This is a genomic window from Mesorhizobium sp. WSM4837, assembly GCF_055811435.1.
This window is the reverse complement of the sequence record NZ_JBVVQE010000069.1, coordinates 14,115-36,516: the sequence shown is the minus strand read 5'-3', so window position 1 is coordinate 36,516 and position 22,402 is coordinate 14,115. Positions and strand designations below refer to the sequence as shown.

Annotated in this window: 25 protein-coding genes; 7 read left to right on the top strand and 18 right to left on the bottom strand. The window is 61.5% G+C overall.

The window, feature by feature from the left end:
• Window positions 1–69 precede the first annotated feature (69 nt).
• The 4 genes from AC0L3D_RS29375 to AC0L3D_RS29360 all read right to left on the bottom strand — a co-directional run bounded on the left by AC0L3D_RS29375 (window position 70) and on the right by AC0L3D_RS29360 (window position 2,823).
• Window positions 70–1,239, bottom strand: a complete 1,170-nt coding sequence (locus tag AC0L3D_RS29375; protein WP_473646650.1) for a hypothetical protein — start codon at window positions 1,237–1,239, stop codon at window positions 70–72.
• Entirely contained in the window at window positions 1,236–2,216 is a 981-nt protein-coding gene (locus AC0L3D_RS29370; RefSeq protein WP_473646648.1) for a hypothetical protein, read from the bottom strand. The genes AC0L3D_RS29375 and AC0L3D_RS29370 overlap by 4 nt, the downstream gene beginning before the upstream one ends.
• Before the next feature lie 122 nt (window positions 2,217–2,338).
• Window positions 2,339–2,623: a hypothetical protein gene (locus AC0L3D_RS29365; RefSeq protein WP_473646647.1), complete on the bottom strand. Its 285-nt coding sequence runs from the start codon at window positions 2,621–2,623 to the stop codon at window positions 2,339–2,341.
• Entirely contained in the window at window positions 2,623–2,823 is a 201-nt protein-coding gene (locus AC0L3D_RS29360) for a hypothetical protein (protein WP_473646645.1), read from the bottom strand. The genes AC0L3D_RS29365 and AC0L3D_RS29360 overlap by 1 nt, the downstream gene beginning before the upstream one ends.
• Before the next feature lie 521 nt (window positions 2,824–3,344).
• Between AC0L3D_RS29360 and AC0L3D_RS29355 the strand changes: the two genes are divergently transcribed.
• Complete coding sequence (locus tag AC0L3D_RS29355) at window positions 3,345–3,536, top strand: hypothetical protein (protein ID WP_473646644.1); 192 nt, start codon at window positions 3,345–3,347, stop codon at window positions 3,534–3,536.
• A gap of 130 nt (window positions 3,537–3,666) precedes the next feature.
• Here the strand turns inward: AC0L3D_RS29355 and AC0L3D_RS29350 are convergent, their stop codons facing one another.
• The 4 genes from AC0L3D_RS29350 to AC0L3D_RS29335 are packed head-to-tail and all read right to left on the bottom strand — an operon-like array spanning window position 3,667 to window position 5,223.
• Window positions 3,667–4,521 (bottom strand): DUF1376 domain-containing protein, encoded by an 855-nt coding sequence (locus AC0L3D_RS29350; protein WP_473646642.1) that lies wholly within the window; start codon window positions 4,519–4,521, stop codon window positions 3,667–3,669.
• A complete protein-coding gene (locus AC0L3D_RS29345; RefSeq protein ID WP_473646641.1) occupies window positions 4,518–4,829 on the bottom strand; it encodes a hypothetical protein in 312 nt (103 codons plus the stop codon). Before AC0L3D_RS29345 ends, AC0L3D_RS29350 begins: the two co-directional genes overlap by 4 nt.
• Window positions 4,830–4,843: 14 nt before the next feature.
• Window positions 4,844–5,032 (bottom strand): hypothetical protein, encoded by a 189-nt coding sequence (locus tag AC0L3D_RS29340; RefSeq protein ID WP_473646639.1) that lies wholly within the window; start codon window positions 5,030–5,032, stop codon window positions 4,844–4,846.
• Complete coding sequence (locus AC0L3D_RS29335; RefSeq protein WP_473646638.1) at window positions 5,029–5,223, bottom strand: DNA-binding protein; 195 nt, start codon at window positions 5,221–5,223, stop codon at window positions 5,029–5,031. Before AC0L3D_RS29335 ends, AC0L3D_RS29340 begins: the two co-directional genes overlap by 4 nt.
• A gap of 113 nt (window positions 5,224–5,336) precedes the next feature.
• Between AC0L3D_RS29335 and AC0L3D_RS29330 the strand changes: the two genes are divergently transcribed.
• Window positions 5,337–5,744: an Arc family DNA-binding protein gene (locus tag AC0L3D_RS29330; protein WP_473646636.1), complete on the top strand. Its 408-nt coding sequence runs from the start codon at window positions 5,337–5,339 to the stop codon at window positions 5,742–5,744.
• Between the two features lie 4 nt (window positions 5,745–5,748).
• Entirely contained in the window at window positions 5,749–6,999 is a 1,251-nt protein-coding gene (locus AC0L3D_RS29325) for a tyrosine-type recombinase/integrase (protein WP_473646635.1), read from the top strand.
• A 495-nt stretch (window positions 7,000–7,494) separates the two neighbouring features.
• Here the strand turns inward: AC0L3D_RS29325 and AC0L3D_RS29320 are convergent, their stop codons facing one another.
• Window positions 7,495–8,634: a hypothetical protein gene (locus tag AC0L3D_RS29320; RefSeq protein ID WP_473646634.1), complete on the bottom strand. Its 1,140-nt coding sequence runs from the start codon at window positions 8,632–8,634 to the stop codon at window positions 7,495–7,497.
• Between the two features lie 396 nt (window positions 8,635–9,030).
• On the opposite strand from AC0L3D_RS29320, the gene AC0L3D_RS29315 reads away from it, so the two are divergent.
• The 3 genes from AC0L3D_RS29315 (at window position 9,031) to AC0L3D_RS29305 (ending at window position 11,987) form a co-directional block, all read left to right on the top strand.
• Window positions 9,031–10,023 carry an alpha/beta fold hydrolase gene (locus AC0L3D_RS29315; RefSeq protein ID WP_473646632.1) on the top strand — a complete coding sequence of 331 codons (993 nt, stop codon included), beginning with the start codon at window positions 9,031–9,033 and terminating at the stop codon, window positions 10,021–10,023.
• Window positions 10,008–10,775 (top strand): alpha/beta hydrolase, encoded by a 768-nt coding sequence (locus tag AC0L3D_RS29310; RefSeq protein ID WP_473646631.1) that lies wholly within the window; start codon window positions 10,008–10,010, stop codon window positions 10,773–10,775. The genes AC0L3D_RS29315 and AC0L3D_RS29310 overlap by 16 nt, the downstream gene beginning before the upstream one ends.
• A gap of 117 nt (window positions 10,776–10,892) precedes the next feature.
• Window positions 10,893–11,987, top strand: coding sequence for a helix-turn-helix transcriptional regulator (locus AC0L3D_RS29305; protein WP_473646629.1), 1,095 nt, complete (start codon window positions 10,893–10,895; stop codon window positions 11,985–11,987).
• A gap of 51 nt (window positions 11,988–12,038) precedes the next feature.
• Here the strand turns inward: AC0L3D_RS29305 and AC0L3D_RS29300 are convergent, their stop codons facing one another.
• The 8 genes from AC0L3D_RS29300 to AC0L3D_RS29265 form a co-directional block, all read right to left on the bottom strand.
• A complete protein-coding gene (locus AC0L3D_RS29300; RefSeq protein ID WP_473646627.1) occupies window positions 12,039–13,097 on the bottom strand; it encodes an ABC transporter ATP-binding protein in 1,059 nt (352 codons plus the stop codon).
• 45 nt (window positions 13,098–13,142) lie between these two features.
• Window positions 13,143–13,964, bottom strand: coding sequence for a carbohydrate ABC transporter permease (locus tag AC0L3D_RS29295; RefSeq protein ID WP_473646626.1), 822 nt, complete (start codon window positions 13,962–13,964; stop codon window positions 13,143–13,145).
• On the bottom strand, window positions 13,965–14,927 hold the full coding sequence (locus tag AC0L3D_RS29290) for a carbohydrate ABC transporter permease (protein WP_473646624.1): 963 nt from the start codon (window positions 14,925–14,927) through the stop codon (window positions 13,965–13,967).
• Window positions 14,927–16,264, bottom strand: a complete 1,338-nt coding sequence (locus AC0L3D_RS29285; protein WP_473646622.1) for an ABC transporter substrate-binding protein — start codon at window positions 16,262–16,264, stop codon at window positions 14,927–14,929. The genes AC0L3D_RS29290 and AC0L3D_RS29285 overlap by 1 nt, the downstream gene beginning before the upstream one ends.
• Window positions 16,265–16,327: 63 nt before the next feature.
• Window positions 16,328–16,987, bottom strand: coding sequence for a GntR family transcriptional regulator (locus AC0L3D_RS29280; protein WP_473646621.1), 660 nt, complete (start codon window positions 16,985–16,987; stop codon window positions 16,328–16,330).
• A gap of 23 nt (window positions 16,988–17,010) precedes the next feature.
• Complete coding sequence (locus AC0L3D_RS29275) at window positions 17,011–17,895, bottom strand: dihydrodipicolinate synthase family protein (RefSeq protein WP_473646620.1); 885 nt, start codon at window positions 17,893–17,895, stop codon at window positions 17,011–17,013.
• 150 nt (window positions 17,896–18,045) lie between these two features.
• Complete coding sequence (locus AC0L3D_RS29270) at window positions 18,046–19,332, bottom strand: D-tagatose-bisphosphate aldolase, class II, non-catalytic subunit (RefSeq protein WP_473646618.1); 1,287 nt, start codon at window positions 19,330–19,332, stop codon at window positions 18,046–18,048.
• Entirely contained in the window at window positions 19,329–20,273 is a 945-nt protein-coding gene (locus tag AC0L3D_RS29265) for a sugar kinase (RefSeq protein ID WP_473646616.1), read from the bottom strand. The genes AC0L3D_RS29270 and AC0L3D_RS29265 overlap by 4 nt, the downstream gene beginning before the upstream one ends.
• A gap of 130 nt (window positions 20,274–20,403) precedes the next feature.
• Here AC0L3D_RS29265 and AC0L3D_RS29260 point away from each other — a divergent pair, with 130 nt between their 5' ends.
• Window positions 20,404–21,426, top strand: coding sequence for a LacI family DNA-binding transcriptional regulator (locus AC0L3D_RS29260; protein WP_473646615.1), 1,023 nt, complete (start codon window positions 20,404–20,406; stop codon window positions 21,424–21,426).
• Here the strand turns inward: AC0L3D_RS29260 and AC0L3D_RS29255 are convergent.
• Window positions 21,414–22,391: an alpha/beta hydrolase gene (locus tag AC0L3D_RS29255; protein ID WP_128175446.1), complete on the bottom strand. Its 978-nt coding sequence runs from the start codon at window positions 22,389–22,391 to the stop codon at window positions 21,414–21,416. The two genes, AC0L3D_RS29260 and AC0L3D_RS29255, sit on opposite strands and share 13 nt — an antisense overlap.
• Window positions 22,392–22,402: the final 11 nt, after the last annotated feature.

Sequence of the window (22,402 nt, the reverse complement as noted above, 5' to 3'; positions counted from 1 at the left end):
GCCGATGCGAGGTGAACTGCCGGAACCCGCCCGAGGTAAACGGGGAGCAGAGGCCTCCGCATATCATCATCATGCGAGTATGCCTGCGGCCCGCATGGTCATCTCTATCCGCAAGCGCGCGGCCTCGACATGGCCGATGCCGGCACCGTCGAACCGGACGGGGTACGTCGCCAGCCCGTCCGCAGAGCGGACCTGTGCGCCAGCATCGGCACCGACCGTCACGAATGAGATCTCGTAGGGAGTCCAGTGCTCGGCGATATGCTGCTCGACCTGCCCTTTTCCGGCGGCCTCGACGATGCGGACCTGGTCGACGCTGTAGCCAACCGACACGTTCTTCACGATCTGATCGGCAACCATCGCGAACATCCGATCCGCGGCGGCATCTATGCCAGCCTTCGGGAACCGAACGCTGGCCCGTCCTTCCGTGCCCGCGATCCAGGCGCGCTCGACCACGGCGACCTGGGATGAGGTCGACCATGCGGCGTGGCTGTCGAGAACAGGCGCGCCAGCGTTTAGACGGGTGAGGTCGATCGCCTCACGGCTAACAACGAGGATCTCGTCGAATGGAATGGCGGTGTCCCATCCCGTGTACTTCCGGCGCCGAACGGTAGCGCCAGTTGTGAAGACGATCTGTACCGTGCGCGCCTCGACATCGATCGCGCTGGTACCGATCGGCTGCAACCTGGTCTGTAGCGGCAGCGTATCCGGCAGGCGGCGAGTGGCGACGGAAAGTGTTCGACTTGCAGGCCCTTCCTCGATGATCCTGCGGACGTCATCACCGGTGATCGTCTCGCGCACCAACAACTCGGCGGCGACGCGTTCGATCAGCGGCCAGTTTTCGCCGACCAATGCCTTGGCACGGGCGACGACACGGATGTTCGCATCGACCTTTTCGCGGCCGGTCGGCGCTCTGCCGAATTGTTCGTAGAAGTAGTTGCTGATCGCCGAGTCGATATCATAGCGATCAACTAGGGCGCCGCGCATCGCCTCGTCGAAACCGACCAGTTGACACGAAGCATGTTCACCGGCGGCGGCGATGATCGCAGTTGCATAGGGGGCCGTCATCCTGGAAACTTGGCAGGAACCATCGGCGCCGCCTCGGGCGAGCGACGGCTTGATCGTCACGTCGCCGACGGCCGCGCCCACGCGAATGGCGATGACGGCGTGGGCGGCCTCGTGGTGGGCCGTATCGCGGAGCTGATCGGCCGACTGAGATGAGGATGTAGAGACCATTTTCATGATGCCACCTCGGACGCCGCCGCATACGCCAGGCTGAAGAGTTCCTCCGCCTCGGCGTCGTCGATGACGTTCTCCTCGACACGCTGGAACGGTTCGCCCCTGGTATCGGTGGGCTTGCTGTCGAGCGCGAGGCGCGCCGCGGCGACGGCATCGAGCACCTGCGGCTGCCGGCTGCCCATCTCATAGGCGACGCCATCCGGGCCCGCGGGACGCCAGAAGTCGGCTTGGCCGGCGAAAAGTCCTGGCAGTCTGATGGCGGCCGATAGTGGCGTCGGAGTCATGCCCTGCTTAGCGTCCCGATAGGTGGCGCGGCGGACCTTTTTCAGTTGAACTTGGTGCTGCTTGCCGCCGCCGGTCTCGAGCGTTCCGGTGATGCCGTCCTTCGTTTTCACGTCGCCGACGTACCGTTCCTCGACCTCGCCCCATGCGCCGACATAGAACCATTTTGCGGTCGCGGTCTCGTCGACGAGCTTGCGTGGCTCTTCCGCAAGTGCCCGCACTGCCCGCTCTGGAGACAGCAACGGCTTTTCGCCGATCGGAAGCGCTGCGTTTACCGCATTGACGGCGATCTCGGCGGCGGCGACTGTATCGATCAGATCGACAAGCCGTCTGGCGAGATCCGGATAATCTCGCTTCAGCTTCGTCATGGCCGCCGCGCTCGCCTTCCTTGCATCGTCGAAGCGTTGCCGCCGTTCGGCCTCGATTTCTTCGTCGCGGATGGCGGCCAAGCGCTTCTCCGTTTCGGCGCGGAGTGCGCCGACGCGATCGCAGTTTCTATTCGCGGCGACGATCTCGGCGTCGATCGCAGCGATCTCGGCGTCGGTTGCGGTCGCGAGCATGGCGCGGCGCTTTGCCTCGAGAGCGTCGACGGCATCTTCGGCCGAGGAGAGGTCAAGCCGCTGCAGCGCGGCCTCGAGGTCGGCTTTCGCCGACTTCGGTCGGGCGAGCATCGAAATGAATTTTGATAGAGCGTCCATGGCAATCCTCGTTTCGACGAGGAATCTACGGCCTGGCGCGGCGCCGTGGGAAGACTATGAAATCTGCACAAATCTGCACGCCAAAGCCGCAGAAATCCGGCAAAGCTGCAAAAATGCAGATTTCACCGATGGCGCGCCGCCACCTCGAGGAGGCGCTGTTTCGAGACTTCGAATCGACCGCCGCTTCGCCGGCGTCCAATGCCATACTTGCGGATCCACCGGACAATTGTGGTGGTGTCGCGGTCTACCATCGCCGCGGCCTGCTTTGGCGAAATCCACGGCCCGTCGACGTCATCGGCAGACTTATCCGGCTCACTCATCCTGGCCAGCATCGCGCGCAACCGGACGACATCGGCCTCTGCGAGCTCGAGCTCATGCTCGATCACGGCCCGGGCGGCGGCTTTCATCAATGATCGTCCTCGCACCGGCGCCGGCGAAGCGCTGCATCGAGGACGCCGGCGACCAAATCACCGGCGGCCGATCGGCCTGACCTGGTTACTTCGTCGAGCTCGGCCTGCAGACGGTCAAGCGGCATCCGTTGGGCACGTTCGGCGAGCTCGCCGAGCGCATGGTCGACGAGGTGGATAGCGAGCCTGGCCGGGGTCATTCGCCGGCCTCGCGCGCGGAGTGTTCTATCTTAGACGCCGCGCCGTACTGGTAGAGCTCGTGTTCACGGATCACCAATGACGCATCGACGGCGCATAGGCCGAAGAGCCTTCTAACCGAAATAAACGAGCTTTCCGTGCGATGATCCGACGGTGTTTCCGCAAGCCAGAGAGACGCAAGCCGGCGTCGTTCAGGTCTATCTGCGAAGCAAGGGAGTCTTTTTGAGCCTCGACGAATTCGATAGGCTTTCATGCAGCGTCCCCGCGCTCGCTCCACAGGATCTTCCAGATGATCTGCCGCCGGATTTCCAGCGCCGCACGCTCGATCGCTGCAGGATCGATGCCGAGGATCATGGGCATACCCCGTCGCCGATGTATTCCTCAGCAAGGCGCCTCAACCATAGCGCTTGTTTGGGCGTCAACTCGAACGTCTGTTCGAAGTTGGCGAGGCGTTGCATATCGCGAACGAAGCGAGATTCAGCGTCTCGGAGTTCGCACTGATCTTCATCCAGGAGGCGAGCGCATGTCGCCAGAACCGCATCAGCCCGGTACGTCATGCAGCACCATCCTGTGGTCTGTGGGCCAAATGCAGCCGATGAAGTTCTCGGCGGACGTTGCTCGTGAATTTCAGTGCCGCATGGTGAGCTGTTACGGCATCAACGCCACGATCGAACAAGCGCTTGTAGAAGCGGCCGTCCTCCTTGCGGATCTGTAGTTTTCGATCGTCGGCAGGATTCTTGAAAAGTCGCTTTGCAGTCTCGCAAGCCTCGTGCTTCACCCAGCTCGGCAGACAGATGACGGTCGCGGGTGGCCGGGTCGGCTTCGAAGGCTGCCATTCGAAAAGGTCAAGCTGCATCGGAGTCACCCTCGATGTCGTTGCTGTCTTGATCCCATGCGATCAGATCCTCTACGACGCGGCCGTTTGGGCCGATTGGGCCTGTCAGATAGAGCCCATCGTCGTGGCACCGAAACTGGATAAACGTGGTCCCACCACTGCTCGTGATGGAAGTGACGGTGCAGGGTCCAATGGAGTCGAGCTCAACATCTTCCTGGACGCTATATCGGTGTGTCGGGGACGCGTGCGGAGCACTAGCGTCCCCCCTGGCATCACCTTTCAACGTAGAGCGCGAGTTACCGTCGAAGGTAGATCTCGACGATGATGTGTGAGAACGATGCATATCGTTCTCACTCTCAGACTCTTCTACTCTATGACTCTTGTATACGTCCGTATCGGAGGCCTGTTGATTTTGTTCGTTTTTTCCCCAACGCCCTTTGATATTTTTCTTCGCCACCTCGCTGCGATTTTTCCTGTGCTCGAACTCAACCTGCATCGCGTCGGACCAGAGTTTCCCGTCGGCCGTTCTCGTTAGCCGTCCGTCTGTAACCAACATGTCGATGGCGCGCCTCACGGTCGCCTTGTCGGCTCCGCACAGGCGAGCAAGGCGCGCGTGATCTTCCGGAATCGGCTCCATGCGCTCATGCATGTGGATCCACAGCTCAATCAGGACACCCTTCTCCGCTGCCTTCAAATGGCGGGTCGCTGAGATCCAATATGCGACGTGAAAGCGAAACCACGCCGCCGGCGTTCTGCTTGTTTTCTCCTCGGCCAATGGGTATCTTTCGGGTGTAACCGCTTCCTGATCCGCCGCGCCCTCGACTGGCTTCGAGGCGCGGCTTTCTCGTTTCAGGGCGGCCGTCACGATCGCGCGTCCTTCTCGTTTTCATAGGCCTCAATCGGCAGGAACGGACGCTGCCCCTGGGCAACCTGCACCGCGGCGGGATCGGACACCCGGACCCGGTTGGCCCAGCCGCGCCCGCGATGCGGCGGGCAGTGCTTCAGAGGTTTGAACCCGATCGCCTCGTCCGCGGTTGTGCATTGGAATTCGGCGCCACAGGCTGGGCAGTTCGACCGCCAGACCGACAACGTCGTCTCGCTTCCGTCTTTGCGCGTCCACGGCTCACGGCCGATTCTGACGTAGTGCTGGCCGCGGTACTCGACCTTGTCCATGTGGGCTTCCGGTCTCATGCGCGCGCCGTCGCCTCCTCCCGGCGGTGCGGGCTCGCCTCGCGCAAGATCGCGACGGCTTCGATCGGGCCGACGTCGAACCGCCGACGGATCGTCGGGACCAATGGTCGCGGTGCGGTCGACCAGTTCTCTCGTAGCCACGCGACGGCGCCGGCGTGCTCGGCGGGCGAGAGTGGCGCGGTCATGCGACGTTCGGCTCTCCCAGCACGGCGGCGAGCAGCTTGCGCCGGGATGCGACCCATCTGCTCCCAATTTTCTTTGCCGGCAATTGCCCAGTGGTGAGAAGGTGGAAGGTCGTCCGCTGCTCCCGTCCGATGACTTTGGCGATATTTGCGACCTCCCAGACGATGTCTGAGGATTCCAATTCGTCTTCCAATTTGCCGCTCCTATGGCTGAATCAAATCACGGTGATGTAAATTACGGTGATTTGGTTGCACGTCAACCGAATTGAAATTACAGTGATTTCACTACTGACAAGCGGATGACCAAATGACGAATGGCAGACCAGGTCGCGGCGCGGATCAATTTCCGCTACGTCTTCCCCCAGGACTACGGGATCGGATCAAGGCTCATGCAGACGCGCAGGGCCGATCGATGAATGCCGAGATCGTGCGCATTCTGGAGCGTGAGTTCCCGGAACCGTGGACCCTCGAGGAGCGAGTCGACCAGCTGCACGGCCTTCTCACGATGCTCGGCCAAGCGGCACCGAAGGAATCGGCCGACGAGATCATCAGACATGTGCACGAGACACTGACCGCGATCGCCACCGGGCGAACGACCGACGTCGACGAGGACACGCGGGGCGAGATCCTCCACGGGCTGGCCCGATGGGAACGCGCCCTGAAGGACTCGGAAGATCAAGGAATTCCGGCTTTCTTTCTCCAACATCGGACGTAAGCAGATGTCGATTCGCAAGCGCACATGGACGACCTCGAAGGGTGAAGCCAAATCAGCCTGGATCGTCAACTATGCGGACGTCCAAGGGCGCCGCCGGCTGAAGACATTCACCAAGAAAAAGGATGCCGACCAGTTCGCCGCAACGGCCAAGGTCGAGGTCAGAGAAGGTGTGCACGTCGCCGACAGCGAGAGCGTAACCGTTAAGGCCGCCGGGAAATTCTGGATCGCGACCGCGACCGCCGCCGGGCTGGAGCGCGGGACGATCGTCCAATACTGCCAGCACCTCGGGATCCACATCGAGCCGGCGATCGGCGAGATGCTGCTTTCCAAGCTGACGGTCCCGGTGGTGAGAGCTTTCGAGGATCAGCTGCGCGCCAACGGCGTTTCCTCATCGATGGTGCGCAAGGTGCTCACGAGCCTCGGGTCACTGCTTGCCGATTCCCAGGAGCGCGGCCTGGTGATCCGCAACGCGGTCCGTGAGAAGAGCCGCGCCCGCCAGAAGGGCAAAGATCGGCGGCAGGAGAGGCGCCACAAAGGCAAGCTGAAGGTCGGCGTCGATATTCCTACGCGCGAGGAGATCAAGGCGCTTGTCGGCGCACTTATCGGCCGCTGGCGGGCTGTCCTGCTGACGGCCATATTCACAGGTCTGCGCGCCTCAGAGCTGCGCGGCTTGCGGTGGGTCGACGTGGATCTCGATCGCAGGGAAATTCACGTGCGCCAGCGCGCCGATCGCTTTAACGATATCGGCCGGCCGAAGTCTGAGGCCGGAGAGCGAACCGTCCCAATGCCGCCGATCGTGGCGAACACATTGCGGGAATGGCGCCTAGCTTGCCCCAGGCCGCGGACTGGAGAGAAGGAAGCCGACGACGCTTGGCTGGTCGAGGAGATGCGACCCGAGCAGCTCGTGTTTCCGAACGGTCAGGGGAAGGTCGAATCCCTGTCCAACATCATGCAGCGCGGCTTCCTGCCGGCCCAAGTCGCGGCTGGCGTGGCGATCGACGCTGGCGAGAAGGATAGCGAAGGCCTCCAGATCATGCGAGCCAAGTACACCGGCCTGCACGCGCTAAGGCATTTCTATGCTTCATGGCTGATCAACCGGCGGGAGGACGGCGGCTTGGGGTTGCCGGCGAAGATGGTCCAGGAGCGTCTCGGGCATAGCTCGATCACGCTCACCATGGACACCTACGGTCACTTGTTCCCGCGCGCCGATGACGCCGCGGAACTGGCTAGCGCCGAGGCGGCTCTGCTGCAGTGACTGCGACATGAACGCGACATGGACCAGGCAAAGCCTTGCGCTACAAGGATTGTAGGAAGTTTCCTAATCTGTAGGTCACAGGTTCGATTCCTGTCGGGATCACCACGCTTTTCAATTACTTAGCGAGCCATCGCCGTAACCGGGGCAAAACCGGTGGCGGACGCGGCGTTATAACTCGGGTGTATCGGGTTAGAGCGGGTGGCGGTTTGGCGGGCGGCGTGATTCTGTCGGGCTATGGCGAAGCCACCGCGGGCAGCATGAGCGGATTTTTCACGACCATAGCCGTGGCAAGAGCGAAAACCAGAAGCAGCACTGAATTAGGACGAGGCCGCTGCCACCGATCAGCAACGGCACCACCAGCGCCTGCGGCATCGGAGAGACGCTTTCGCGGACGTTGCAATAGGCCCGAGCAGTGCAATTCGGATGCTTACGCCCGATGTGGCGAGCGGTCCGGCCGGCTATCTGTGGCCATCATAAGATTGCCGCGGCAAGTGACTAGCGGAACAGATATTTTGATACCTCTGGATTGCCTCGTCGCCACATAACGTTATCCAGGAAGTAGTGGTGCACGTTGATGAATATCCACGCTATGAAGAGGAACAGCGACGAGCCGAGCACCTCTTTATTATACGGAATCAAAGCAGACAACGCGATCGGGACCAGCCAGAAACCGAGAATCCCAAGAATACTGCCAATGATGATAAAGCCCAGCACTCGCAACCTATACATCGGGCCAATAATGGACAGGACCTTGAATTCGGGTTCTATAACAGCATCTGAACGGTCGAGCTCTACATTGGTCTGATAACGCCAGACCACCGCCAGGTACTGCAACGAATGGAGCGCCGGCACCACAAGCAACCAGAGCGGGTTTATCCTCACAAATAGAATCCAGGCGTATAGAGACACGACGTAAGCGACGACGCCGTTGTACGGTAGCGTGCCACCATGCTTGCGCCAGCGATTGATCAGCATCACGACCGTGGCTGCCGTGGAAGCAGCGGCGGCAAATACGGCAATATTGGTGACCCATGAGGGGGCGGCAAATGTGTAGTAGTCCAAGCCCCAGAATTGCCTTTCGGTGATCACCGCGTTTGTCTGAAGCCAAGCGAACAGCCATACGGCATAGCCGTTGAACAGCAGCACTTTCTTGTCTTGCTCGTTGAAGAACCTGCGCTTCAATACGGCGTCCACCATCAGCATGCCGTAGCCTTGCTTGACATAGTGCCAGCCCACAAAAAAGGCCATCGCATTGCCAGCATACCCCAGCAGGCGCGCATTCCCCGCTATTGAACCGTAAGCAAAAAAACCGCCCATGATCAGCGGGACGACAATGCCCGCGAAAATGTAACGGACCTGAAGGTTCTTGTCATATCCGTCTCCGCGCACCTTCCGCCCGAAATTGCGATAGAAAAGTTGATACGAGTGGGCAAAGTGCGGATGGTTTATCAGATGAGCCAGCAACAACATCGTTGCGCCCACGAAACCTTCGTATTTAAGAGGGACAAAAAACAAGACCGGCAGGATGAGGAACGCGCTCCCGCCAAGCATGAGAAAGTCAGCGACCGGACCAAAAAGATACTTCTGTGGGGCCGCAGCGAGAGGAACCGCATCCGCCGAAAGGTGAAGTGCCATATTTATGCCCCTTGGGGAAACTCATTTAACAAGCCCGTCGTTTCCTAACGGTTAACGTGAAACGGTTGTGATCACGATAATTGTTGGTCGTTCCATCGCTGCGGCATTCTTCTTCTTATGCCCGTCGCGATAGCGTTCCAGGCAAAGCGCATTGTGGGATTCGCAATCGCGTGCATGCCGACGATCTCGTCGGCATGCGCCAACCCGAACGCGATGGCGATCTCATCTCGATAGCCCTGGATTGCTGCCGCCGCCGAAGGAGTAAGTCGGCGCGCTCCACAGGCTCAGGGGTACGGCAGCGGTGACAACTGCCCTGACGCCACTGTCGCCATGATCCCATACCCAAATGGGTCATGCGCGGCCCATGGAACCACTCTATTATCGATGAGGGGTAGCTTGCTGCGAGCAAAATCGCACTTGGCAATTGGTGGGGCAGGGGGAAACTACGATCATTCCTACGACCGCGCTGATGTCAAAGCTCAGTGGGCGGCGAGCGAATGCCTCAGGCCTTGCTTCATGCTGGAGGGCAACATGCGCGCCTCTTTTCGACGTATGTTCATCAATCTGGATCGAGTACTCCTTAAGCTCGCGTCAGCTGTACTTCTCTTTTGCGCGTGGAGCGGGGATATCCATGCCGGAGAGTTCAAGAAAACGAATTGCTGGTTCGAGGTTCCGCGCGACCGTGGTATGACGTGCGGGACTCTCAATGTCCCTGAAAACCGCAAGAAAGCTTCTGGGACCGAAATCACTCTATCGGTGGTGGTCTTCGAACCTGACCGCGAGCGGCATGAGCCCATTGTGTTTCTCACGGGCGGGCCTGGCCAGCCCACCGATATTGGCGACAGGGAAGACATCGAGGCATGGTGGCAGTTCATAAGTGATCAAAATTGGATGATCGGGCGCCGAGTGGTCGTGGTCGACCAACGAGGGATAGGCAAGTCAATTCCCAGGCTCAGCTGTTCGCGATACTTCAAGGCCGATCATTGGAACTCCATTTCGCTAAGCGTCGATGCTGAGATCAGCTTTGACAAGCTCATGAGAGATGAGGTGGTCGCGTGCCGAAGCGCGCTGATAGCAAAGGGCATTGACCTCTTCGCTTACAACACCACCGAAAATGCAGCAGACGTCAACGACGTTCGCAAGGCTCTTGGCATAAAGAAGTGGGTACTCTACGGCGTCTCTTACGGCACAAGAGTTGCGTTGGAAGTGATGAACGAGCATCCAGAGGGCGTCTCGGCGAGTATCCTGGATTCCGTTCTTCCTCTTGATATCGACCACCTCAAGGAAGATGGGCGAAATCTGGATCGTTCTTTGCGCCTGCTGGAACGAGATTGCCAAAAATCGAAAATTGCATGCGCGGACTGGGAGACGCGGTGCGAGCGATCGTAAAGCAATTGGACAAACAACCGGTGCTTTTGCGGAGCGCAGACAAAGAAAACGCGCCCGCGCAGTACAGATATGTCTCTGGCGCAGATTTTCTCGAGATTATATTCGGGTCGTTATATGATCGCTACGCTATCGAAAATATGCCGACGTTAATCGAGAGGACATACAAAAACGATTTTAGACCGCTTGCGGATATGGTCTTTGAAGAAGACGATATCGAGATTTCGCAAGGCATGGATTTTTCGGTCACTTGCTCTGAGACCAACAGATCCGAGTTGCCTGAAAAACGCCTCGAATACTGGACGAAGTGGATCGGAGAGGCCGACTATACCTGGGTTTGTCCGCTTTGGTTTCCCCAGGGAACGACGGTTTCGCAAAAGCATCCCCGCCACTTGGATATCCCGACCCTGCTGTTGTCGGGAGAGTATGATCCGGCAACACCGACTCACTGGGCATATCGTGCGGCCAAAAGCCTTCCTTTTGCGCAGGTCGTCGTGCTTCGCGGGATTGGGCACGACGTGATCGATTCCGACCCTTGCGGATCGGAAGTTGTTGCCGATTTCCTGGCAAACCCCAGACGCAAGCTGAAGACTGGGTGCATTGGGCGGATGCAGGCTCCGCAGTTCATCGCCGCGGCGGAGGAGCAGTGGCAGGGGTCAGCAACGCAGCGGGATGCGGCGATAAGGTCGCCAAAGCAGATGAGGTCGCCGTTCCGGTTCAGGCATCGCACTTCAACATCGCCCAAAAAACACTAGTTCTCCTGGCGGCAAGCACCGCCAAGCTGCATCACGATCGCGGGCGGCCCTGAGGGCGGTCCGACTCGCTATCCAAGATTCAGTATGTTTAGATAGGTGCCTACCAAGAGGCTGGCGGTGGGCGCTGCTTTCGATTTTGACGCGATCGGTGTTGCCTTTGTCGAGGCAGCCCTCGATCCATCACGCTGGGATTCCGCGATGGAGGTGGCAGAAAAGGCCACCGGGAGCGCCGGAGCGCTGCTCTTCGACATAAAAGGGCAACTGCCACTCGTGCCTTGCAGCCGCACCATGGCCCCGGCTCTCGACACCTACGTCCGCGATGGTTGGATTGACCGGGACGAGCGGTATCGCCTCATCAACTTCCTCGATCGGAAAGGGGTCACCTCGGAGTTCGACCTCCTGACGTCAGACGATATCGCCAAGCATCCATACTACCAGGAATTCCTCGCGCCATTCGGCCTACGATGGTGCGCGGCCGTCAAGATCGCCGCCGGAGACGTCTTCTGGGCGCTGTCGCTGCAACGGTCGATCCAACAGGGTCCGTTCACGCCAGACGAAATGAGACAGCTGGCGGACCTTTCGAAACAGCTGGGCTCTGTGGCCGCAGTTGCGCGGGCAATCGGTTTCGGGAGGGCCGACGCGGCACTGGATGCGTTTGGCGCCACCGAAACGCCTGCCGTCATGTTGGATAGGAGCGGCAATGTCCTCCGGTCCAATGCTCCGGCGGAAAGGCTTCTGGGGCGGGGCCTGCAGATTACGCGCCGGCGTTTGGTCTCCTTCGACCGAACCGCGACAGATGCTCTCGACCGATCGCTGAAAGCGCTGCTGTGTTCGCCGGACAAGGCCGCATCGATGCCACCCGTGCCACTGCCCAGACTGCAAGGGCGGCCGCTCCTTGCCTATCCGTTGCGACTGCCGAAAGTCTCCTACAACGCGCTGGCGCCGTGCCAGGCAATCGTCATCCTCATTGATCCTGACGCGAGACCTCCTCCTGCTGAAGCGGTGCTGCAGTCCTGCTTCAGGCTGACAGCGTCCGAAGCGAGGCTGGCGAGAAAGATTTGCTCGGGACACGGCGTTGAAGCGGCAGCCGACGAACTTGGCGTTTCCTATGAGACTGGGCGCAACCAGCTGAAATCGGTCTTCGCGAAGACGCAGACGCATCGGCAGTCGGAGCTGGTCGCGCTTCTCACAAGGCTCTCGAACGGCCGATAGTTCGCGTGAATATCGTCTTACGTGATCGAACCCGCCGCGCAGGCCACACCATCACATACGCCGACCGGTTTTCGCGTCGAACAGGTGGGCGCAGGCGCGATCGGCTTCGATCCGTATCGGCACGCCCTGCTTGAGCGGCAGCCGCTCGCGGAACAGGCAGGCAATTTCCTCGCCGGCGCAGTCGACCTTGGCGAAGATTTCCGAACCCGTGGCTTCCAGAAGCGTGACCGTGCCCGGCATGCCCTGGGCAGTTGCGCGGATGTGCTCGGGACGGATGCCGTAGACAAGTTCGCGTCCTGCAGCGTCGGTCGGACGGGCGCCTTCCGGCAGCGGCAGGATCAGCCCGCCGGCGCTGCGGAACACGCCTTCCTCGATGTGGCCGGCAATAAAATTCATGGCAGGCGAGCCGATAAAGCCGGCAACGAAGAGATTGGCCGGCTGGTCGTAGAGGTCGAGCGGCGCGCCGATCTGCTCGACCAGGCCGTCATGCAGCACGACGATCTTGTCGGCCATCGTCATGGCTTCGATCTGGTCATGCGTGACGTAGATCGTGGTGGTGCCGAGCCGCTGGTGCAGCGCCTTGATCTCGCCGCGCATCTGGACGCGCAGCTTGGCGTCGAGATTGGAGAGCGGCTCGTCGAACAGGAAGACCTGCGGGTCGCGCACGATGGCGCGGCCCATGGCGACGCGCTGGCGCTGGCCGCCTGAGAGCTGACGCGGATAGCGCTCTAGCAGCTTTTCCAGGCCAAGGATGCTGGCGGCATTCCTGACGCGGCCAGCGGTATCGGCAGGATCGGCTTTCTTGATCTTGAGCGCAAAGCCCATGTTGTCGGCCACGGTCATATGCGGATAGAGCGCGTAATTCTGGAACACCATGGCGATGTTGCGGTCCCGCGCCCGCAGATTGTTGACCATGCGTTCGCCAATGGTGATCTTCCCGCCCGAGATCGTTTCAAGTCCGGCGATCATGCGCAGCAGCGTCGACTTTCCGCATCCCGACGGGCCGACCAGGATGACGAATTCGCCGTCGGCGATATCGACACTGACGTCGTGAATAATCTTGGTGGCTCCGAAAGCCTTCTGCACGTTGTTGATGGTTACCGATGCCATTGGATTTCTCCGGGAGAAAAATTGATGTCGAGCTGGAGTGCGTCTTCAGCCGCCCTTGACCGCGCCGGCGGTCAGTCCCGCGACGATCTGCTTTTGCGCGAACATGGTCAGCACCAGCACCGGCAGCGTCACCACCAGTGCGGCGGCGGCGAGCGGCCCCCAGCTCACCTGCTCATAGGAAAGCATGTTGTAGACGGCGACCGGCAGCGTCCGCGTCTCGCGGCTGGCGAGCACCACGCCGAAGACGAAATTGTTCCACGAAAAGATGACGGACAGGATGAAGGCGACGACGATGCCCGGCTTGGCGATGGGCAGGGCGACCAGCCGGAACACCTGCCAGGAGCTGGCCCCGTCGATGTTGGCCGCCTCTTCCAGTTCCATCGGCGTGGTCTCGAAATAGCCGATCATCACCCAGACCACGATCGGCACCGTCACCACCAGATGGATGATGATCTGCGGCCAGAGCGTGCCGAGGATCCCGATCCATTGGAACAGCAGAAACAGCGGGATGAGATAGGACAGCCCGGGCGTCATGCGGGCGATCATGATGACGACCGCCGATTTTTCGGCCTTGAGCCGCGCAATACCATAGCCGGCCGGTACGCCGATCAGCAGCGCCAGCAGTGTCGCCGTGCCGGTCACCAGAACCGAATTCCAGAGATAGAGCAGGAAATTGTTCTCCTCGAACACTTTTACATAGTTCGACCAGGCGAAACGTTCGGGGGTCAGGATCGGCGGATAGGCGCCGTTGTCGATCTCGAATTTCAGCGAAAGCGAGATCATCCAGAGAAAGAAAAGAATCGCCGGCGAGACGATGACCAGAGCCGCGAAAAACAGGCCGATCTGGTTGAGCAGACGTGAGCTCATCTATTTGCCCTCCGCGTCGTTCCACTGCGAGCGCTGGCGCAGCATCAGGAGAATGAAGGACAGCGCCACGATGACGATGAAGAACACCACGGCCATGGCCGAGCCATAGCCGATGTCGTAATAAGAGAAGGCGGTGTTGTAGAGATAGATGTTGATGGTTTCGGACGCCGTGCCCGGCCCGCCCTGGGTCATCGCATAGATGATGTCGAAGCTCTTCAGCGCATCGATGGTGCGAATGATCAGCGCAATCATCAGGAACGGCGCGATCATCGGCAAAGTGAGGTAGCGGAATTGCTGCCAGGCATTGGCGCCGTCGATCTCGGCGCTCTCGAACGGCTCGCGCGGCACCGAGGCCAGCCCGCCCAGCACGATCAGCATCACCAGCGGCGTCCACTGCCAGGTCTCGACCGCGACCAGCGAAGGGATGACCGTGTTGGCGTTGAATATCCATTCCTGCGCCGGGATGCCGACCAGCGACAGAAGGTAGTTGAGCACGCCGAGTTGGGGATGGAACATCATGGTCCAGACCAGCGCCACGGCAACCGGCGTTGCCATCATCGGCATGACGAAGACGCCGCGCAGCAGGCCGCGCAGCGGAAACCTGGCGTCGAAGATCAGGGCGGCGACAGTGCCCAACAACATCGGCGCTGCCACCGACAGCGAGGTGTAGGTCAGTGTATGAACAAGCGATTCCCAGAATCGCGAGTCGCTGGCCAGACGGAGATAGTTTTCCATCCCGGCAAAGCTCCGCGACTGGCCGAGCGTCCAGCGGTTGACGCTCATCCAGAGCGTGAACGCCCAGGGAAAGACGATCACGGCGCTAACGACGACGAGCGCCGGAACGACGAAGGGCCAGTAGTTGGGAGCCAGCCGGATCGTCTGGCTCCCTTCGATGGCCTGTTCAGTCGTCACCCCGGTGCGATCTGCCGTCACCCCGGTGCGTTCTGGGGCAATGGCGGACATCAGCCCTGCTCGCTCCTGTCGAGAACCGGCTGGAACTGTGCGGTGGCCTTCTTCAGCTCTTCGGCAGGATCGGCACCGGCAATCATGTTGGTCAACGCCACGCCGTAGATGTCGCGGAACTCGGTGACCGGGATAATCACCGGCAGCGCCAGCCTGCTGATATTGCCGGACTGAACCACTGCATCGAGCCAGCTTGCCGGCATGGTGACGCCTTCGCGCACCTTTGGGTCTTCCAGCACCGACTTGCGGAAAGGCACGCCGGCGCCGGCCTGGAGCAGGCGCGCGCCCATCGCCGGGGAAACCGCCCACTGACAGAACAGATAGGCGGCTTCCTTCTTTTCGCTGGAGGCGGTCACCCCGAGGCCGTCGCCAAACGTCCCGGAGGCATGCGCCTTGGGCCCCTTGGGCATGACGCCATAGCCGACCTTGCCGACCACGCGCGACTTTTCGGGATTTTCCATCGGCGGGGCAAAACCGACGCCATCGAACCACATGCCGATCTTGCCCTGCAGGAAGGCGGACTGCGCTTCAGCCCAATTGAAGCCGGTGACACCCGGAGGGGCGGACTTGGTCATCAGCCTCTGGTAGAGGGCAGCGGCCTCGATCGCCTCGGGCGTTTCGGTGCGCAGCTTTCCCTTGTCGTCGAGCGGCGTCATGTCGTAGCCGAGCATCAGCGACGTCCACACCGGCGTGTTGGCATTCTTCAGACCGCGGGCGACGAAACCGAACGTGTTGGTCGATGGATCGGTCAGCGCTTCGGCGGCGGCCACCAGCTGGTCGAACGATTCAGGGTATTTGAGGCCCTTGGCCTCGAACAGCTCCTTGTTCCAGTAGACGATCCAGTAGTCCACCGAGAAGGGCAGCGAACGCAGCACGCCCTGGTTGTCCTCGGCGAAAAGCATGCCGGCCTCGGCGAAATCGCTTTCGACCAGGCCGGGATCGGTCAGCGTCGGATCGGCGAGATAGCCGGCGATGTCGGCCAGCCAGCCACCCTTTTCGAACTGGCGCTTCTGCACGTGATAGCTCAAATGCACGACATCGAAGCTCGGTCTGCCGGAGCTGAGCTCGATCACCGTCTTCTGCCGCTGCTGCTGTTCCGGCGTCGCCTCGGCATTGACCTTGATGCCGGTCAGTTCCTCGAATTCGGCGATGTATTTCAGGATGGTGTCGCTGCGCGGGCTTTTCACCAGATTGACGTCGAGCGTGGTGCCGGCAAAGCGCTTCCAGTCGACGCTGGCGGAAAAGCTCGGGCGAAGGCCGGCCAGGCCCGCGGCGGCGAGCGCCGTGGTTCCTGCAAGGACTTGCCTTCTCGTTGGCTTGAACGGATTGGACGACATTTCTTCCTCCCTTGGGTTGCTGTCGTTGTTGATAGTGTCGCGGCAGCCGCGAACCATACGTCCTCAGATCTGGAGCGCCAACCGGCGCGCATTGTCGATATGCCGGCTGATCGCCTCGACCGCCTTTTGCGGATCGCGGCTCTCGAGCGCTTCGATCACCGTCAGGTGCTCCTGCATCACCGGCACGACGCGCCCATCGATGCGGAAACGCTCTTGGTGGATCAGCCTGATCTTTACCGAATTGACCAGATACGCCTTGGCGATGATCTCGTTGCCCAGCGCATCGATGAAGGTGTCGTGCATGGCCCAATCGATGTTCTGGGCCTTGGCTTCCATTTCCGGCGTCGGCGTCCGCGACAAGGCTTGAGCCAGCATGTCCTCATGTTCGCGCCGCAGGCCGGCGAGCACGGCGTCGGAGGCGTTGACGGTGAACAGCGCCACCGCCTCACGCTCCATGAACAGGCGAAACTGGAAGGCCTCGCGGATCAGGTTGATGTCGATATGGGCGATCTGCATGCCGCGCTGCGGGATGGTCGTCAAAAGCCCTTCGGCCTCGAGACGCGGCACGATCTCGCGGATGGCGCCAAGCGGCAGCCCGGTAAAGGCAACCAGTTCGCGCTGCGACACGAACTGTCCCGGCCGCAGATCGCGGGCCAGCAAATGCCGCGTGAAGCTGGCATAAGCTCTTTCCCTGAGGGTTGCCGGTTCGCTGCTGTCGTCCATTTCAGCGCGCTTCCCTTTGCCGGTCAGGCCGGCTCTGTCGCAAACAGCCTGTCATAGGCGGCAGCAAGCTGTTGCCGCCCCTGCGAACCGATCGGCTCCAGCGGCGGACGGACCGCCAGCCAGCGCTCGTCGCCGGTTTTGCGCGCCACCATGACCTTCACCGCCGGGATGACCGAATATCTAAGCAATTCGAGCACGAAGCTCTCGACACGGGCATCGTCGCGCCCATTCTCGGCCATGGCGCGGATTTCGCCGGTTACGAAATTGGCCATGCCGGAAATGGCGCCCTGCCCGCCCTGACGCACGCTTCTGGCCAGGTGCCGCTCGTCGCCGATCAGGATCACCATGTCGCCATGGGCTCTTAGCAGCGCCTCGCTGTAACTCCAGTCGCCACCCGAATCCTTGACACCGGCGATCACGCCGGGGAAGGCCGCACACAGCCGACCGATCAGGGTAAGCGGGAGCGGCACCATGGTGACAGAGGGGATGTTGTAGAGGAGGATGCCGCGAGCCAGCGGCCCGAGCGCAGCGAAGACGGCAGAAAACCATCCGAACAGCCCGTCCTCGCCGACATTCTTGAAGTAGCTCGGCGGAGCCAGCAGGATGTTGCGGACGCCGCACTGCAAGGCATGCCGCGCCTGTTCGGCGGCGTCTTCGGCTGCATCGACCAGCACGCCGGCAACGAGCCGATGCGCCGGAATGCCGGCGGCCAGCATGGCCTCGGTAACAATCCGCCGCTCTGCCGTGCCCACGGAAGCGCCTTCCCCGGTGGTGCCGAACAGCGTGGCGCTGCTGCAGCCGGCGCCAAGGCAAGCCCGGGCCTGCGTGACCATGGGAAGGATGGCGATTTGCCCGGACGCATCGAAAGGCGTGGCGAGAGCAACCGAAAGACCAAAGCGCGAGACCACTATTTTCTCCAGATGTCGGCGTGCAATCAGTACTAGCACACTAACATGTTAGTTGTAAATTGCGGCGACCACCTTTTCGAAACGGCGTCGACATCGGACGAATATATGAAGCGGATTTGGGCGGCTGCCGTCTTTCTGGCAGCGCAATCCCTACTGTCCCGTCGCGTCCGCGTAGATATCGAGGACACGGGTGATGCTGCCGATCAGAATCTCGTGAGCGAGGGGCTTGACCCGGCGTGCGGCAACCTCGGCGCCGAGTTGCCCCAGATACTGGCTGATCAGCGGCCGGGGTATGTCCTTCTCGCCCAATACGTCCAGCAGCGTCCGTGTTGCGCGCTGCGCCTCCGGCGTCGGCCAATAATAGCGGATGCGGTCGCTGAACGAGAAATGCCGCTGCATGCGCTGCTCGTCCGGCGTGCCCGGATAGTATTGCTGCCAATTGTCCGGCGACGCCAGCATGATGCGTTCCATCGCGGCAGGCAGGCTTTCGCGCGAAAAGTCCGGCGCCAGGATATCGGCGATATGGCTGAGCCCATACAGCGCTTCGCGAAGCGCGAAGGTCAGCCAGGGGCCGACCTTGAGGATGGCAAAACCGTCGCGAGCGAGAGCATTGAGCGCTTCGGCCGGCTGGTAGTCGGTCGAATGCGCCTCAAAAACCAATTGCGGCATACGGTCGAGCACAGCCACCAGTTCAGTCGCCTTGGCCGGTGCATAGGGCACGATCTCGGTGTTGCCGAACTCGACGCCGGGCTGGACGACGACACCGACCGCACGGCCAAAAGCGGCTTCGAGGCCGACGCGGGAAAACGCTCGGGCGTGGATTTCTACGGTGCGCAAGGCATCCCCGGGCGCCGTCACATGCAGGTGGTCCAGCGCCTCCAGCGCCCCGCCCGGCACCGGCACTTCGGTGCCAATGACGTAGACCGGTTTTTCGCCGCCTGCCCGCTCGACCGCCGCCTCGGCGATTTCAGCAAGTTCAGCCGCGCGCGCGGCGATCGTTTCATCGGCAAGCACGGCTGGATCGTCGGCGCAGGCCATGCTCGTATCCAGATGCATTTTGGTGAAGCCGGCGCTCGCATAGGCATCGATCATCGCCGCAGCCTTCTTCATCGCAGCGGCCGCAGCCATGTGCTTCCACGGATTGGGCCCGAGATGATCGCCGCCGAGGATCAGGCGATCGATGGGGAAGCCGACTTTGTGCGCTTGCGCCTCGACGAAGCTGCGGAACCCCGCAGGTGTCATCCCGGTGTAGCCGCCGTCGTGGTTGACCTGGTTGCAGGTGGCCTCGATCAGCACATCCGCGCGCCGCGCCGCACCATGGCGCAGGGCAGCTTCGATGACCAGCGGATGCGCCGAGCAGACCGAGGCGATGCCGCTTCTCTCGCCTGCGGCGCGTCGGGCCGCAATGTTCGCAAACCTTCGCGTCGCGTCACTCACTGCGTGTTCCGCGTGGCAATGAAGGCCTCGACCGCTTCAAGCGGGAAAATGCCTTCCATCGGCCCCTTGCGGGTGACGGCAAGCGCGCCGCAGGCATTGGCGATCCGCAGGGCGTCGGCAGGAGCCGTCCCGCGCAGCCAGAACGAGACGAAAGCAGCACCGAAGCAATCGCCCGCGCCGGTCGGATCGACCTCGTCGACGGTAAAGCCGGACGAGGCGACCGCACCGTGATGATCATGATAGACGGCGCCGGCGGCGCCTTTCTTCAGGACGATGCAGGACAGGCCGCGGGCCAGCAGTTCGTCGACTGCACCCTTCTCGTCCCTGGCGGATGAAAACAGGAAGAGCTCCTCGCCGCTCGGCAGGAAGATGTCGGCTTGCGCCAGCACTTGGTCGAGTGCTTCGCGCATGCCGGATGCCTGCATGATCTCGCGGCGGATGTTCGGATCGAAGGACACGGTTCCCCCTTTGGCCTTGACGGTTTCGATCGCCGATAGCGTCACCGCGATGGCGCGGTCGGAAAACAGCGACGAACCCATGACATGGACATGATCGGCACCGGCGAGCAGCTTTGTCGCCGCCGCGTTTGTCTCGATCAGGCCGGAGGCGCTGTTGCGGATGTTGAAGACGAAATGCCGAGTGGCGTCGGCGCGGTAGGTGACGAAGGCCGTGCCCGTCGCATGGCCCGGGTGAATCGCGATCGCCGACACGTCGGCGCCCAGTGCCCGCAGCCGATCGATGTTCAGCCTGCCGAAATCGTCGTCGCCGACGGCGCCGATGAGACCGGCCGGCTGGCCGAGCGCCGCCGCCTGGCCGATGAAGATCGCGGGCGCGCCCGACGGGTAAGGTCCAAGCAGCGGACCAGGCTCGAGAAAGCTCTGGCCGATCCGCTCGGCCATGATTTCGACCAGAATCTCGCCGGCACCGACCAGCTTCTTCATCTCGCGGAATCCCTCGAATTCGCCCACTGCAAGTGAATACGGCTTGTGCTTTTTCGCGTCAATTAATAAATTTACGCATGGAAACTATGCAATTTTTCTGTAAAGTTTCGCCTTGCATTCGGGGGTTTTGATGTCGATGACGCACAAGACGATGGAGGATTTTGCTCGCTCTTGTGGTGTCTCCAGGCCGACACTGTCGAAATACTTCGACGATCCGACCAGCGTCAAGCCGGCGACACGTCAGCGGATCGAAGTGGCGCTGCGCTCGTCCGACTACCAGCCCAATCTGTTTGCACGCAACCTCAACCGCAAGCGGACCCGCAGCATCGGCATCGTCGTGCCGACGCTCGCCGATCCCTTCTACTCCGAGATGGTCAGCCGCATCGAACTCAGGCTGCGCGACGAAGGCTACTGGCCGATCGTGATCTCCTCGCACGGCTCGCGCGAGCTCGAAGTGGAAGCGACGCGAACCATTCTTTCGCTAAAAGTTTCCGGCGCGCTGATCGCGCCGCTCGGCCTACGCTCCGACGAGCGCACGCTGGAGAAGCTGACACAGACCATACCGATCGTCTATTTCGACACTTATCTCGAGGGCGACACGCCATTCGTCGGCAACAACAACAGCCAGAGCGTCTCGACCATCGTCGATTATCTCTGCCGCTCCGGCGATGCTCCGGTCTATTTCGATATCCCGCACGTCAACCACAATTCGCGCGAGCGCCTGAACAGCTATGTCGGCGCCATGCAGCGGCTCGGGCATGAGCCGGTGCTCATCGGCACCCCTTATGACTACACTTGGGATTTCGAACGGATCGGCTACCAGCAGATGGAAGCGATGCTCGCGCGTGGCGGTCTGCCGGGCAAGACCATTCTGTGCGCCAACGACCGTCTCGCCTTCGGCGTGATGGCCGCCGCCTACTCGCAGGGCCGCAAGGTCGGACGCAACGGCGATTGCGACCTGCGGGTCGCAGCCCATGACGACCATCCGCTGAGCCGCTACACCTGCCCTGCCCTCACCACCATGGCGCAGGACTTCGCTTCGATGGCCGGACGCAGCGTGGAGACGCTGCTGGCCTTGCTGGATGAGGACGACGCGACAGTTGCACGCAAGGTCAGTCTCGACGCGACGCTGGTCATGCGTCAGTCGGCCTGAGCGTTTCCAAACACAGGATCGAAGCCGCGCCATGCGGCAACTGCCGCGCCGACCGCTTGCCGCGCCGCCGGACCATGGCGGCCCATCGAAACGAAGCCGTGGATCTGGCCGGGCCAGCGCCGCAGGACGACCGGCACCTCGTCATCTTCCAGACGCTTCGCGTAGGCCTCGGCTTCGTCGGCGAGGATATCATGGCCGGCGATTGCGACAAAAGCCGGCGCTGCGCCGGCAAGGCTTGCGGCCTTGAGCGGCGACACGCGCCAGTCATCAATATCGCCAGCATGGTTGATATAGTGGTCGCGGAACCAGGCCATGGTCGCCAAAGTCAGGCCATAACCGTCGGCAAAGCGGCGATAGCTGTCCGCCGCCTGCGAGGCGTCCGTGTTCGGATAGAACAGCAGCTGCGCCGCCGGCGGCTTCTTGTCGCCGCGCGCAAGCAGGCAAAGCACGGTAGCGAGATTGCCGCCGGCGCTGTCGCCAGCGACAGCGATCCGTTCGGCGTCAATGCCGAGATCGCCCGCGCCGTCCTGCATGAAGGAAAGTACGGCGCGGCAATCTTCGATGGCCGCCGGAAATTTGTGTTCCGGCGCCAGCCGGTAGTCGGGAGAGACGACGACGCAGGCCGCCATATTCGCAAGCCAGCGGCAGATCTCGTCATGCGACTCGAGATTGCCGATCACCCAGCCGCCGCCATGCAGATAGAGCAGCGCCGGGGCAGCGGCCCCGACCGCGCCCTGTCCGCGATAGATTCTAAGCGTCAACGGGCCGCCGGGTCCGGTGATGGTGCGCTCGGTCAATGAGCCGACCGGCTCGCGCTCGCCCTGGAGTGCCGGAAAGCCCTCCTCATAGGCGCGGCGCGCCTCTTCAGGCGTGCCGGCTTCGAATGGCGGGGCGGCCGCCTGCCGGTCAAGGTCGAGCACATGCCGGGCCTCCGGATCGAGCAAGGGTGAAAGCAATGTCGTCATCGTAAGTCCTC

Coding starts and splice junctions, on each gene's coding strand:
- AC0L3D_RS29375 (WP_473646650.1), bottom strand. CDS start 1,239: ATGAAAATGGTCTCTACATCCTCATCTCAGTCGGCCGATCAGCTCCGC.
- AC0L3D_RS29370 (WP_473646648.1), bottom strand. CDS start 2,216: ATGGACGCTCTATCAAAATTCATTTCGATGCTCGCCCGACCGAAGTCG.
- AC0L3D_RS29365 (WP_473646647.1), bottom strand. CDS start 2,623: ATGAAAGCCGCCGCCCGGGCCGTGATCGAGCATGAGCTCGAGCTCGCA.
- AC0L3D_RS29360 (WP_473646645.1), bottom strand. CDS start 2,823: ATGACCCCGGCCAGGCTCGCTATCCACCTCGTCGACCATGCGCTCGGC.
- AC0L3D_RS29355 (WP_473646644.1), top strand. CDS start 3,345: ATGTCGCCAGAACCGCATCAGCCCGGTACGTCATGCAGCACCATCCTG.
- AC0L3D_RS29345 (WP_473646641.1), bottom strand. CDS start 4,829: ATGGACAAGGTCGAGTACCGCGGCCAGCACTACGTCAGAATCGGCCGT.
- AC0L3D_RS29340 (WP_473646639.1), bottom strand. CDS start 5,032: ATGACCGCGCCACTCTCGCCCGCCGAGCACGCCGGCGCCGTCGCGTGG.
- AC0L3D_RS29330 (WP_473646636.1), top strand. CDS start 5,337: ATGACGAATGGCAGACCAGGTCGCGGCGCGGATCAATTTCCGCTACGT.
- AC0L3D_RS29325 (WP_473646635.1), top strand. CDS start 5,749: ATGTCGATTCGCAAGCGCACATGGACGACCTCGAAGGGTGAAGCCAAA.
- AC0L3D_RS29320 (WP_473646634.1), bottom strand. CDS start 8,634: ATGGCACTTCACCTTTCGGCGGATGCGGTTCCTCTCGCTGCGGCCCCA.
- AC0L3D_RS29300 (WP_473646627.1), bottom strand. CDS start 13,097: ATGGCATCGGTAACCATCAACAACGTGCAGAAGGCTTTCGGAGCCACC.
- AC0L3D_RS29295 (WP_473646626.1), bottom strand. CDS start 13,964: ATGAGCTCACGTCTGCTCAACCAGATCGGCCTGTTTTTCGCGGCTCTG.
- AC0L3D_RS29290 (WP_473646624.1), bottom strand. CDS start 14,927: ATGTCCGCCATTGCCCCAGAACGCACCGGGGTGACGGCAGATCGCACC.
- AC0L3D_RS29285 (WP_473646622.1), bottom strand. CDS start 16,264: ATGTCGTCCAATCCGTTCAAGCCAACGAGAAGGCAAGTCCTTGCAGGA.
- AC0L3D_RS29280 (WP_473646621.1), bottom strand. CDS start 16,987: ATGGACGACAGCAGCGAACCGGCAACCCTCAGGGAAAGAGCTTATGCC.
- AC0L3D_RS29265 (WP_473646616.1), bottom strand. CDS start 20,273: ATGAAGAAGCTGGTCGGTGCCGGCGAGATTCTGGTCGAAATCATGGCC.
- AC0L3D_RS29260 (WP_473646615.1), top strand. CDS start 20,404: ATGTCGATGACGCACAAGACGATGGAGGATTTTGCTCGCTCTTGTGGT.
- AC0L3D_RS29255 (WP_128175446.1), bottom strand. CDS start 22,391: ATGACGACATTGCTTTCACCCTTGCTCGATCCGGAGGCCCGGCATGTG.